Consider the following 12,412-nt stretch of genomic DNA (forward strand, 5'->3'; position numbering starts at 1 on the left):
CGCGTCGACCTCGCGCGGCGGGGGAGGCGCGCTCTCTCGTGCGGGGGCTCCTCGGGTGGCTCATGACTCAGGGCACCCCGAAGGCGATGGGGACCTGCATCGGGATGGGCACCTTCGTCTCGAACTTGATGGGCTCCCCGCCCGGCCCGCCGTTCAGGACCAGCGTCACCCACACCTGCGAGGGGAGCCGGTCGAGCTGCGCCGCCGGCTGCGTCGAGTCCCACGAGTCGACCCACTCCCCGGTGAGGGGGTCGAGGTACTGGATGTTGAAGCTCTCGATGTCCTCGGCGAGCACGTTGACGACCCCGCCCCTCGTGGGCTCGGTGTCGATGGTCTTCGCCTCTCGCCGCACGAGATCGAGCCTGTCGCGCTCGGGGTCGCGCGAGCCGAAATAGCCAATCTCGCACTGGTCCGACTCGTGCGCATTCCGGAGGAGCCTCCGGTGCGCGAACGCGGTGAAATCGATGCGATCGGCGGGCGCAGAGTCCTGCCCGGCAAAGGCCGTGAGCCGCACCACGATGTTCTTGTCGGCCGGCTGGTGCCGGGACAGGAAGGCCTCCTGGAGCTCGCGCGAGATGCGGGCGATCGCGGCGCGGCCCTGGTGGTAGCGGTCGCTGATGCGCGAGATGCCCGCGCGCGACCGGCTCATGCCGTCGAAGGCGCCGTAGATCAGCGTCCCGATGAGCGCCAGGATGGCGACCGAGACGAGGACCTCGAGGAGGGTCAACCCGCGGGCGCCCTGGCGGCTGGCGCGGCGCGCGCTCGTCCTTCGCGCCGTCATGTCCCTCCCCCCTGTCCCTGCCCACCCGCGCCGGTCTCCTCGGGCTCGCCCATCTGGGGCACCGTGACCCACTGCACGAGCTCCAGCGCGTGCTCCTGCGTCCCCTGCTGCCAGGTCAGCCTGACCGTCACCCGCCGCGCGCTCGCCTCGAAGATCGGCTGGAGCGTCGGCGCGAGCATGTCGATGAACGGCTGGAGGAGCCCCGCGATCCCGCCCGCGGAGGCGGCCTCGCCGCCCCCCGCGCCGCCGCCGACCAGCGACTGCGCGAGGTCGTCGAGGCTGCCGCTCGGGGCGGCGGTGCCGCTCGACTCGCCCGGCTTGCCGGACATCCCGAGCCCTTCGAGCCCGGTGTCGAGGTCCAGATCGCCATACTTGGGCTCGGGCATCTCCGGCTTCTCGATGCGCCAGGAGCACTTGATGAACGTCGACTCGTCGCCCTCGCAGCACGGCCCGTTGTCGGCCTCGTCGAGCGCCGGCAGGCCATCCTTGGCGAGCCGCTCCTCGATCTCGCTCATCTTGCAGCGCGCGAGCCCGTTCGCGAGGCTGATGTTCCGCGCGTGCGCCGCGGCCGAGAAGGCGCCGGCCTGCGCCGAGAGGATCGCGGTGAGCCCGAGGCCGAGGATGGCGACCGCCACCATGACCTCGAGCAGGGTGAAGCCGCGGGCGCGCATCAGAACCCTGTGTCCTCGCGCTCCGACTCCTCGGCGTCGTCGCGCGGCCGCGGCATGCTCGCCTTGCCCTTTTTGATCTCCGTCTTGCCGGTCAGCGGCGAGACCAGCACCGTCATCACGGAGTCGTCGGTCTCCTGGCCGCCCAGCGAGAGCTGGATGGCGGCGCGCTCGGTCTGGCCGCCCGGCCAGAAATAGAGGTACGCGCGCCCCTCGGTCGCGGGCTCGTCCTGGTGCCCTGTCTCGACCTGGAGGAAGCGCACGCCGCTCGACAGCTCCTTGCCGGGCTTGTCGCTCGCGGGGTCGAAGCCGAACGCCTTCGCCGGCTGGAACGACGGGCGCGGCGCGCGCGGCCCCTTCAGGATCGCCTCGGCCTCGGCCACCGCCGCCTTCTCGGCCTCGGTGGCCGCGGCCGCGCCGCCGGTCCGGTCGTTCCTCTCGACGAAGAGCTCGCCCGTGGACTCCTCGAGCACGATCATCCGTTCCTCGAAGTCGAAGACCAGCCGCATCGGCTTCGACTTCGCGTTCGCGTGGGCGTAGGCGACCCGGACGGCGCCCGCGAGCAGCGCCGCGCTCCGCTTCAGCCGGGCGCTCGTGACGGCGCCCATGCCGAGGATCACCGAGCCGCTGATGAGCGCGATCACCGTGACGGAGATCAGCACCTCGACCAGCGTGACTCCCCTCGTGCGCAGGCGGCGTGTCATGGGCGCTCCTCCGGGGACGGCGTTACATCTCCGCGATCTTGTTGACCTCGGACTGCCGCATGTTGTCGCGGATGTCGTCCGGGGTATTCTCTTTCTTGTCCTTGCCGACCGAGAAGACGCGGACCTCGCCCTCGTCGCACTTGATCCGGTACGGCTGCCCCCAGGGGTCGTCCGTCTTGTTGGCGTCGATCTGCTTCGCGCTCACGAGCGCCTGGATGGTCGGGCAGCCCTCGCCGCCCGCGCCCAGATTCTGGTACTGGTCCGCCGCCGTCTTGATGACCGACGCGCCGGTGTAGGCGCTCCTGACCTTTGCGGCCTCGAGCTTCGGCCACAGCACGAGCGTGGCGCCGCCGGCGATGACCGCCATGATCGTCACCACGATCAGCACCTCGATCAGGGTCACGCCCCGCGAGAGCTTCCGGCCCAACCTTCGAATCCTCTTTGCCCTGTTCGTCTCCATATCTCTCACTCCACCCTGTCAAGGCCGCCGACTTCGCCGTCCGGACCGTCGCTCATCAGATCGTATCCTTCCGGATCCTTCCTGCCAGGGCAGGTGAGCCGGAGCGGCCTGCCCCACGCGTCGACCGGATCGATCGCGAGGTACCCCTCGCGCTTCAGCTCTTCCAGCGAGGCCGGGCACCGCCGCTCGTGATCGGCGCGGTACAGCGTGATCGCCCCGTGGACGACAGACAACGTGGCGCGGGTCGACCGAATTCCCACGAGCCGCCGCTCCCGCGCGCCGAGGAGCAGCAGGAGGATCGCCATGCCGAGGCCGGCGGCGAACGGCCGCGCCCGCGCCATGCCGCTCCGCCGGAAGAGCCCGCCGCCGCGCTCCCAGGGGAAGAAGATCGTGCTCTCTCGCTGCCTGCGGCGCCCCATGTGCCCTCTACCCGACGAAGTTCGACATCTGCATGAGCGGCATGAGGATGGATATCGCGATGAACGCGACCGCGCCGCCCATGATCACGATCATGAGCGGCTCGAGCAGGCTCGTGAGCACCTGGACGCGCATCTCGACGTCGTTGTCGTAGGCGTTGGCCACGTTCTCCAGCATCGCCTCGAGCTGCCCGCTCTTCTCGCCGATGGCGATCATGTGGATGACGATCGGCGGGAAGCGGCCGCTGCGCTTCAGCGGATCGGCGATGCTCTGGCCCTCGCGGATCGACCCGATGGCGTCGGCGATGACCTTCTCCAGGGCGGCGTTGCCGAGCACGCTCCGCACGATGTCCATGGCGCTGAGGAGCGCGACGCCCGACGACAGCAGGGTCGCGAGGGTCCGCGCGAAGCGCGCGATGGAGAGCATCTGGATGAGCTTGCCGAAGATCGGCGCCCTGAGCACGAACGTGTCCCACCGGAGGCGCCCCTTCGGCGTGCGCAGCCAGCGGCGAAAGCCGTAGATGGCGCCGGCGAGCATGAGCAGCACGAGCCACCAGTAGTTCGACGCGAACTCCGACGTCCCGATGAGCGCCGAGGTGTACCAGGGCAGCGTCTGGTCCATCGACGAGAAGATGTCCTTCACGTTCGGCACGACCGCGACCATGAGGACCGAGATGAGCCCCATGCCGATGATCGCCATGAGCGCCGGGTAGGCGAGGGCGGCGGTCACCTTGCCGACGAGCTTCGCCTGGTTCTCCATGAAGACGGTCAGGCGGAGCAGCACGCCCTCGAGCGTGCCGGACGCCTCGCCCGCGCGCACCATGCTGACGTAGAGCGGCGGGAACACCGTGGGGTGCCCCTCCAGCGCCTTCGCGAAGCTCGTGCCCTCGCGCACCTGCTCGCGCACCTGCGTGAGGACCCTCTTCAGGGATTCCTTCTCGACCTGCTCGATGAGCGCGTTGAGCGACTCGAAGAGCGGGATGCCGGCGCCGATGAGCGTCGCGAGCTGGCGGGTCATCATCGCGACCTCGGACGTCGAGGGGCGGCTGGCGAAGGCGAAGAACTTGAGATCGCGCTTCGCCTTCGCCTTCGCGGCCTGCTCCTCGGTCGCGCCGGTGAGCATGATGCCGTCCTTGCGCAGGGCGGCCCGGAGGGCCTTCGCGTTCTCCGCGTCGCGGACCCCTTTGACCGGCTTGCCGGTGCCGACGAGGATGCCTTTGTATTCGAATACCGCCACGGCGTCCCCTACTCGTCGACGATGACGTCTTCCTGCGTCGCCGCGAGCACCTCCTCGACGGTGGTGGTGCCCTGGAGCACCTTGCGCGCCCCGTCGTCACGGAGCGTATCCATCCCCTGGGAAATGGCGACCCGCTTGATGGTCTGCGCGTCCGCGCTCTTCAGGATGAGCGGGCCCACCGCGTCGTCGATGATCATCAGCTCGTAGATGCCCCGCCGGCCGATGAAGCCCTTCTGGTTGCAGGCGTCGCAGCCCCCGGGTTTGTAGAACACGGCCCGGTCGATGTCCTGCCCGATGTAGTCGTATTTCTGGCCGTGCACGCCGTACCGGTTCGAGAGCTTCCGCCGGGCCTTCCAGGCGAGCCGGTCCTGGTCGAGGCCGAGCTGCTGGAGCTCGTAATCCGAGGGGCGGTAGGGGACCTTGCACGTCGGGCAGAGCAGGCGGACGAGGCGCTGGGCGAGGATGCCGATCACGCTGCTCCGCACGAGGAACGGCTCGATCTCCATCTCGACGAGGCGCGTCACGGCGCCGGCCGCGTCGTTCGTGTGGATGGTCGAGAGCACGAGGTGACCGGTCAGCGACGCGTGGATGGCGATCTCTGCCGTCTCCTTGTCGCGGATCTCGCCGACCATGATCACGTCCGGGTCCTGCCGGAGGAAGGCGCGCAGCGCCGAGGCGAAGGTGAGCCCGATCCCGGGGTGGACGTGGATCTGGTGGATGCCGCCGATCTCGTACTCGACCGGGTCCTCGGCGGTGAGGATGTTCCGGCTCGGCTCGTTGATGCGGTTGAGGCAGGCGTAGAGCGTGGTCGTCTTGCCGCTGCCGGTCGGGCCGGTGACGAGGATGATGCCGTCCGGCCGCGTGATGAGCCCGTCCATCAGGGCGTACTCGCGCGGCGCGAAGCCGAGGTCGTCGAGCCCGAGCAGGACCGACGCCTTGTGCAGGATACGCATCACGATCCGCTCGAAGCCGCGGCTCGTCGGCACCGTCGAGACGCGGATGTCGACGCTCTTGCCCGCGATCTTGAGGGTGATGCGGCCGTCCTGCGGGAGCCGCTTCTCGGCGATGTTGAGCGACGCCATGATCTTCACGCGCGCGATGATCGGCGCCATGAACTGCTTCGAGGCGCGCTTCGCGACGTAGAGCTCGCCGTCGATCCGGTAGCGGACGACGACGTCGCGCTCCTCGGGCTCGATGTGGATGTCGCTCGCGCGCTCGCGGACCGCCTGCGCGAAGAGGCCGTTGACCCAGGCGATGATCGGGGCGTCGTCGTCCGAGTCGATGATGTCGACGAGGTTGTCCTCCTCGAGCGCCGCCTCGCCCTCGAGCTTCGCCCCGCCGTCCTCCTTCTTCTCCCAGATGCGGTTGATCGCGTTCAGCACGACGTCGCTCGTGGCGACGGCGATCTCGACCGGCTTGCCGAACAGCGCCCGCACGTCGTCGATCGCGGTCGTGTCGAGGGGGTCGGCGGTGGCGCAGTAGACGACCCCGTCGTGCTCGGCGAGCGGCAGGATCTTGTGCTGCTTGGCGTAGGTGATCGGCACCCGGCTCGCGAGCTCGAGCGGCACCGCGTCGATGTCGATGCGCTGGAGGAGGCCGACCTCGCACTCCTCCGCGAGCGCCCGCGCGATGGTCGCCTCGTCGGCGATGTTGGACGAGACGATGAGGTCCGCGAGCGGCTGCCCGCGCTCGCGGACGGTGTCGTAGAGCGGCACGAGCCGCTCCGCGGGGACGACGCCCCGCCGGACCAGGATCTCGCCGAGGTACTGCTGCTGGGTGCTCATTCGACGCGCTCCATCTGCCGCCCGCCGATCGGCCTCCGCGAGGGACGCGGCGGGGGCGCGCCCCCGTTCGGCGGCGGGGGCGGCGGGGCGTCCCCGTCCATCTCCACCATACCAGGCGCCATCGCCCCGCCGGCGCTGCCGGTCTTGCCGCCGAACACGGGCAGCCCCACCGGCTCCACCGGCGTGTGCTCCCGGGGCACCTTCGGGCGCGCCTCCTCCTCGAGGCGCGCGCGCTCCTCCTCGGTGAGGATCGACTGCCGGATGTCCTCGACGAGCCCGTTCGCCCGGCCGAAGTCGCGCGGCGGCTCCCACGCGGCGCTGTCGCTGAAGACGAAGTAGCGGTCGATGAACTCCTGCCGCTCCTGCATCTTGCGCTCGAAGATGGCCCGGAGGTCCTCCTGATCGCGGATGACGTAGGGCGTCAGCACGAGGAGCAGGTTCGTCTTCGTCTTGGTCCTGACCCGCTGCCGGAAGAGGAACCCGAGCACCGGGATGTCGCCCAGCACCGGGATCTTCGTCTCCGAGGTGGTCATGCCGTCGCGCACGAGGCCGCCGATGACGACCGTCTGCTGGTCCCGGACCACGAGCGTGGTGCTCGCGGTGCGCTTGTTGATGGGGATCGCGCCGAGCGCGCCCTCGAGGGGGGCGCCGGCGTCGGAGATCTCCTCGGTGAGCTCCAGCCGGACCTGGTCCGAGTCGTTGACGTGGGGGATGACCTTGATCTTCGTGCCGACGTCCTGGCGCGCGGCGGCGCCGCCGAGGCCGCCGAGCCCGCCGAGGAGGCCGCCGAGCCCGCCGAGCGCGCCCGCGCCCGCGCCGCCCGCCAGGCTCGCGAGCTGGTTCAGCCCGCCGCCGCCCACGTTGGTCTGGAGCGGGATGTTCTGGCCGATCGAGATCTCGGCCGCCACGTTGTCGGTCGCGAGGATGTGGGGCGTCGCGAGGACGTTGGAGTCGCCGTCCTGGGCCAGCGCGTGGAGGACGACGCCGAACGCGGGGATCGAGATGCCTGTCCCGAGGATGTCGTTCGATCCCTCGATGTCGGGCCCCCGGATGCCCAGCGCGAGCGCGCCGAGCTGCGCCGGCAGGCCGCCGACCGATCGGAGCACGTTGTTGCCGCCGTAGGCCACGCTGTCGTTGTTCTCGAGGCCGTCGAACGGCGCGCCGGCGTGGTAGCCGATGCCGAAGTCGAGCGAGCGGTTGACGTTCACGTCCATGATCACCGCCTCGATGAACACCTGCCGCCGCGGCTCGTCGAGCTGGTCGATCACGGCGCGCAGCTGGGCGTAATCGTGGGGCGACGAGGTGATGAGGAGCTTGTTGCTTGCCTCGTCGCAGGTGACCTTGACCTGGCCCTCGAAGATGTCGTCGGTCGAGCCGGGCACCGTGGGGGCGTTGCGCGCGCCCGCCCTGCCGCCCACGGCGGCGGCGGCGCCGCCCCCCCCGCCGCCGCCGAGCACCTGGTTCAGCGTCGCCGACAGCTCCTTGCAGCCGGCGTGCTGGAGGGAGAGCACGTGGACCTGCCCCTCCCCCGTCTGCGGGACGTCGAGGCGCTTCAGGATGCCGAGGACGCGCAGGTAGTCCGGCTCGGAGGCGGTGATGACCAGCGAGTTCGTCCTGTCGTCCGCGATGATGCGCGCGCCGGTGCCGCCCGCGCCGCCCCGGCCAGGCCTCCCGCCGCCCCCCCCGGCCCTGCTGGGGTCGACGATCTCGTTCAGCTTCGTCGCGACCTCTGCGGCCGAGCCGTAGTGGACCGGCTGGACCCACAGCTGATCGCCGGCGCCCCCGACGTCGATCTCCTCGACGATCCGGAGCATGCGCTGGATGTTCGACCCGGTGTCCGTGATGATGAGCAGGTTGCCGGGCGGGTAGACGGTGACGTCGCCGTCCTTCGACTTGAACTTGGTGAGGACGCCGCCCGCGTCGTTGGCGTCGATATGGGACAGCCGGTACATGCGGGTGACGAACCGGTCCTCCGCGGGCACGGGCGCGGCGGCCCCGAACACGGGGGTCGTCTCCGACACAGCGCCGGGCGTCTCCACGATCTTGAGGAAGCGGCCGTGGGGGATGACGGTGAGGTCGTTCGAGGCGAGGATCGACAGGAACGCGCTGTACGCCTCGGCGACCGTCACCTTCTCCGGCGCGTACACCGTCGCCTTGATCTGCCGCAGCTTGCCGCCGTAGATGAAGCGTCGCCCGGTGATGTTGCTGATCGCCTTGACGAGCTCGGGGAGGTCGGCCTCGTCGAGGTTGAAGCTGACCTTGTAGCCGCCGGGCTTCGGCTTGAACTCGATCTCCTGGACGCCCTGCTTGACCGCGGCGAGCGGATCATCTCCGGCGTCGGCGGCGGCGCCCGGCGTACCCGCGGCGCCCGGCGCGCCCGCGGCGCCCGGCGCGCCCGCGCCTGGAGCTGGGGCGCCCGCGCCCGGCGCGCCCGCGGCCGGCGCGCCCGCGCCCGGGGGGGTCCCGGGGCGGCCGGGCGCCGGCGTGCTCTGGCCAGGGGTCCGCAGCACGGGCGCGTTGCGGTTCGCGGGCTGCGCTGCGGCGGGCGGGGCCGCCGCGGCGAGCACGAGCGCCGCGACCGGCGCGGCGAGGAGCCTCCTCCGGAGGCAGCGGGGTCGCTCGAGGGTCGTCATCACCATCAGTCGGCTCGATCTTCGTTGCGTGGTTGGTAAAGGGGGGGGGCGGCGCCGCTCAGTCGGCGTCCGGCGCGCTCGGCGCGCTCTCGTGCTCGGCCTGCGACGGGAGCCGCGACCGCTTCGAGCGGGATGTCTTGCCCAGGGCGCTCTTGCTCGTCCCGGCGGTGGCCTCGTGATCGGCCTCCTCGGTCGTCTCCGCCGCGGACCCATCGACGTTGCGGGGCGGCAGCACGGCCCTGGCGACCGACACGAGGACGACGCTCATGACCGCGACGAACGTGAGCGAGCCCAGGACGAACGTGCCGATGTACATCAGCGTCCGCCGGAGCAGGCTCCCCTCGTTCAGTCTCCCGATCCATCGCGCCATTGCCGCTACCCTGCTTTCGTCCCTGGGGTCCAGTCCGCAGCGCTCACTTGATGTTGAAGTCGATGTTCATCGGCTTGCCCTTGCGGTTGACGCTCACCGTGAGCCGGTCCGCCGTCCGGAGCCGCGCATAGGCCTCGAGGGCCTTCTGCGGGTCGCTCATCTCAAACCCGTTGATGCTGGACAGCCGATCTCCGTTCTCCAGGCCGAGCGTCCCGAGCAGCGAGTCCGGTCGAATCCCGAACAGACGGATGCCGACCACCTTGTCGCCCTCCTTCTCGGGGACGATGCGCGCAGAGCGCATCAGCTCGCCCTGGTTCTCCAGGATCTGGTCGACGGCGCTGCGCTCCACGTTGAACTCCGTCTCGCTCACCCTCTGGATCTTCGAGGCGATCTCGGGCGGGACCTTCTTGCCGCCGCGGGCGGGCGCCTTCGACGTCGACGTCGCGGCCGGCGGCGCGGTCGCGGGCGCCGCCGCGGCGGTGGCCCGCGCGCCGGCGTTGTGGCCGCCCACGATGGCCTGGCACCGCGAGCTGCCGGAGGTCAGCCAGACCCGGTCCCACCCCACGTAGTAAACGGTCTGCCCGCTGATCTCATCCCCTTGCCGTCGCAGGATCGCCTTGCCGTCCGAGCCGGCCATGGCCGCGAACGACCACGCCGGATCCTCGGCCTGCGTGATGAGCAGGACGCGGGCGCCGTCGCACGAGGGATCGGCGTACGGGTCCTTGTTGTTCATCTCCTGCTGGACGCTCGGGAGCTCGACCGGCTTGCCGTCGAGCGGCCCCGTGACCGAGTCGAACGGGTTGCGCGAGAGGATCGCGCCGGCGCTGGTCGCGTGGTCGGTGCTCGCGCTCGACCCGAACGCCCCCGCGCGCGACGGGGGGCTCGGCGGCGGCGGCGGCGGCGCGTCGACAGCGACGCTGGAGGCCACCAGCTGACCCATGCCAGACGCCTGGAAGTAGGCGGCGAGCGCGATCAGCACGCCTAGAACCCAGGGAAAATACCGCTTCAGGATCGCGTCGATGCCCATGCGCCCATGCTCCTCTAGGCGAGTTCCATGCCAGCGGCCAATTGCTGGCAGTTCCCCATCATTTTCACGGAAGTACGGTAGCCGCCCCGCCAAGGTGACGCACCCGCGGCGCGCGGGGCGGCCTCGATTGCCAAAGTGACAAATGGATTTTCGCGGGAGGTGCCGGCGTGCCGGCGAGCCGGCGCGGGCCCTGACCGCCGGGGTGCGCGCGCCGCGTCACTCCAGCTCGCCGAGCTTGCGATAGATGGTGCGCGTGGAGATGCCGAGCAGCTGCGCGGCCACGGACTTGTCGCCGCGGGCGTGGCGGAGCGTCTCGCGGATCAGCCGGCGCTCGACCTCGTCGAGCGGGGTGCCGACCGAGAAGGTGAGCGAGCTCGGCTCGGCGGGGGCGGCCTCGCGGATGAAGTCGGGCAGATCGTCGACCGAGAGCTGGTCGCCGCGGCAGAGCACCACGGCGCGCTCGATCACGTTCTCGAGCTCGCGGACGTTGCCCGGCCACGTGTAGTCGGTGAGGCGCGCGAGCACGTCGCGCGGCGCCTCCAGGCGGGGGCGGTTGTTCTTCGAGCAGTAGACGCCGAGGAAGTGGTCGACGAGGAGCGGGATGTCCTCGCGCCGGGTCCGGAGCGGGGGCGCCGTGATCGCGATCACGTTGAGCCTGTAGAACAGGTCCTCGCGGAAGCGGCCCGCGGCGACCTCGGCGCGGAGGTCCTTGTTGGTGGCCGCGACGAGGCGGACGTCGGCGCGCACCGTGTCGCCGCCGACGGGCTCGTACTCGCCCTCCTGGAGCACGCGGAGGAGCTTCACCTGCACGGCGGGCGAGAGCTCGCCGATCTCGTCGAGGAACAGCGTGCCGCCCGCCGCCTTGGCGAAGCGGCCCTCGCGCTTCGCGAGGGCGCCGGTGAACGCGCCGCGCTCGTGGCCGAAGAGCTCGGCCTCGAGGATGGTCTCCGGGATGGCCGCGCAGTTGACCGCCACGAACGGCCCCCGCGACCGCGCGCTGCGCTCGTGGATGAAGCGCGAGAGCAGCTCCTTGCCGGTGCCGCTCTCGCCGAGCACGAGCACCGTGGCGCTCGAGGGCGCGGCCTGGGTCGCGATGTCGAGGACGCGGCGGAGCGTCGGGCTCGAGCCGACGATCTCGCGCTTCGTGAGCAGCTTGATCTCCTGGCGCAGCGAGCGGTTCTCGGCGACGAGCGACTGGCGCTCGGCCGCCTTGCGCACGCTCTTGATGATCGTCATGCGCTTGAGCGGCTTCTCCACGAAGTCGTAGGCGCCCTCGCGCATGGCCTGGACCGCGGTCTCGACGGTCCCGTACGCGGTCATCATCACGACCTCGGTGTCGGGCGCGATCTGCTTGAGCGCCCGGAGCAGCTCGAGCCCGCTGACCCCCGGCATCATCAGGTCGGTGAGGACGACCTCGACGCGGCGGCTGCGCACGATCTCGAGCGCCGCCTTGGCGCCGTCCGCGGTGATGACCCGCATGCCGTCGCGCTGGAAGATCTTCTCGATCGAGGCGAGGTTCGACGGCTCGTCGTCGACCACGAGGACCGTCGGCGCGCCGGGCGGCGGCGCGGCGCCCGCGGGCGGAGGCGCGCTCGGCGGTGCTCCGCCTTGTGCCAGATCGTCAGCCATGCGCCACTATGTCACGGGTGGTGCCCGGGTGTCCAGCTGAGCACGGGTCTGACAGGGTCTGACAAAGTCCGCTCGGCGCCTTTGACAAAGTGGCACGACGACGTTGTCAGAGCGTCCGGCCCGGCGCAGCGCGCGGCCAGGCTCAGCGGATGAGCTTCGACAGGTGCCGGAAGTCGTCCGTCCCGGCGACCCTGAGCCAGTCGAAGACGACGGTCTCTGCGGTGGTGATGGTGGCGCCCGCCGCGCGGCAGAGGTCGAGGCCGGCGAGGCGGTGGTCGTCGCGGCGCGAGGCGACGCCGTCGAGGGGCACGTGGACCGTGACGCCGCGCGCGGCGAGCTCGCGCACGGTCTGGAAGACGCAGACGTGCGCCTCGAGGCCGACGACGATCGCGGCGCGGGGTGCGCGCTGGAGGAACGCGCGCTCGAACTCGAGGGCGTCGCAGGCGGAGAACTCCATCTTCGGGATGACCGGCGCGCCGGCATCGGCGAGCTTCTCGGCGAGCGGCAAGAGGGTCCGGCCGAGCCCCGCGGGGTACTGCTCGGTCGCGATCACGGCCGCGCCGAGCCGGCGCGCCGCCTCGATCAGCACCGTCGCGGCGCGGGTCAGGGCGGCCATCTGGGGCGCCGGCATCGCGGCCGCGAGCTTCTCCTGGACGTCGACGACGATGACCGCGCTCGCGGCGGGCTCGAGCCTTCGCATGGT

The 12,412-nt window shown here is 70.9% G+C and carries 12 protein-coding genes; all 12 read right to left on the reverse strand.

Translation table 11 applies throughout. The annotated features are described in order from the left end of the window. Nucleotides 1–67: 67 nt before the first annotated feature. On the reverse strand, nt 68–781 hold the full coding sequence (locus WME85_RS53015; protein WP_437833523.1) for a type II secretion system protein GspJ: 714 nt from the start codon (nt 779–781) through the stop codon (nt 68–70). Continuing rightward, on the reverse strand, nt 778–1,452 hold the full coding sequence (locus tag WME85_RS53020) for a type IV pilus modification PilV family protein (protein ID WP_437833526.1): 675 nt from the start codon (nt 1,450–1,452) through the stop codon (nt 778–780). Before WME85_RS53020 ends, WME85_RS53015 begins: the two co-directional genes overlap by 4 nt. Next, nucleotides 1,452–2,153: a pilus assembly FimT family protein gene (locus WME85_RS53025; RefSeq protein WP_437755916.1), complete on the reverse strand. Its 702-nt coding sequence runs from the start codon at nt 2,151–2,153 to the stop codon at nt 1,452–1,454. Before WME85_RS53025 ends, WME85_RS53020 begins: the two co-directional genes overlap by 1 nt. A 22-nt stretch (nt 2,154–2,175) precedes the next feature. Then, on the reverse strand, nt 2,176–2,580 hold the full coding sequence (locus tag WME85_RS53030; RefSeq protein WP_437833529.1) for a prepilin-type N-terminal cleavage/methylation domain-containing protein: 405 nt from the start codon (nt 2,578–2,580) through the stop codon (nt 2,176–2,178). Nucleotides 2,581–2,618: 38 nt separating this feature from the next. After that, nucleotides 2,619–3,032: a type II secretion system protein GspG gene (locus WME85_RS53035; RefSeq protein ID WP_437833532.1), complete on the reverse strand. Its 414-nt coding sequence runs from the start codon at nt 3,030–3,032 to the stop codon at nt 2,619–2,621. 7 nt (nt 3,033–3,039) lie between these two features. Beyond that, on the reverse strand, nt 3,040–4,266 hold the full coding sequence (gspF, locus tag WME85_RS53040; protein ID WP_437833535.1) for a type II secretion system inner membrane protein GspF: 1,227 nt from the start codon (nt 4,264–4,266) through the stop codon (nt 3,040–3,042). Between the two features lie 8 nt (nt 4,267–4,274). Next, nucleotides 4,275–6,050, reverse strand: a complete 1,776-nt coding sequence (gspE, locus tag WME85_RS53045; protein WP_437306765.1) for a GspE/PulE family protein — start codon at nt 6,048–6,050, stop codon at nt 4,275–4,277. After that, the gene (gene gspD / locus WME85_RS53050) at nt 6,047–8,689 is read right to left on the reverse strand and encodes a type II secretion system secretin GspD (RefSeq protein WP_437833538.1); all 2,643 of its coding nucleotides are present in this window, start codon (nt 8,687–8,689) and stop codon (nt 6,047–6,049) included. Before gspD ends, gspE begins: the two co-directional genes overlap by 4 nt. A 52-nt stretch (nt 8,690–8,741) precedes the next feature. Beyond that, nucleotides 8,742–9,053 (reverse strand): hypothetical protein, encoded by a 312-nt coding sequence (locus tag WME85_RS53055; RefSeq protein WP_437833541.1) that lies wholly within the window; start codon nt 9,051–9,053, stop codon nt 8,742–8,744. 43 nt (nt 9,054–9,096) lie between these two features. After that, nucleotides 9,097–10,080, reverse strand: coding sequence for a type II secretion system protein GspC (gene gspC, locus WME85_RS53060; RefSeq protein WP_437833544.1), 984 nt, complete (start codon nt 10,078–10,080; stop codon nt 9,097–9,099). A gap of 216 nt (nt 10,081–10,296) precedes the next feature. Then, complete coding sequence (locus WME85_RS53065; RefSeq protein ID WP_437833547.1) at nt 10,297–11,709, reverse strand: sigma-54-dependent transcriptional regulator; 1,413 nt, start codon at nt 11,707–11,709, stop codon at nt 10,297–10,299. Between the two features lie 142 nt (nt 11,710–11,851). Next, nucleotides 11,852–12,409, reverse strand: coding sequence for an isochorismatase family protein (locus tag WME85_RS53070; RefSeq protein ID WP_437833550.1), 558 nt, complete (start codon nt 12,407–12,409; stop codon nt 11,852–11,854). Nucleotides 12,410–12,412: the final 3 nt, after the last annotated feature.

The sequence above is a fragment of the Sorangium sp. So ce1153 genome (assembly GCF_051521595.1).
Lineage (GTDB): Bacteria > Myxococcota_A > Polyangia > Polyangiales > Polyangiaceae > Sorangium.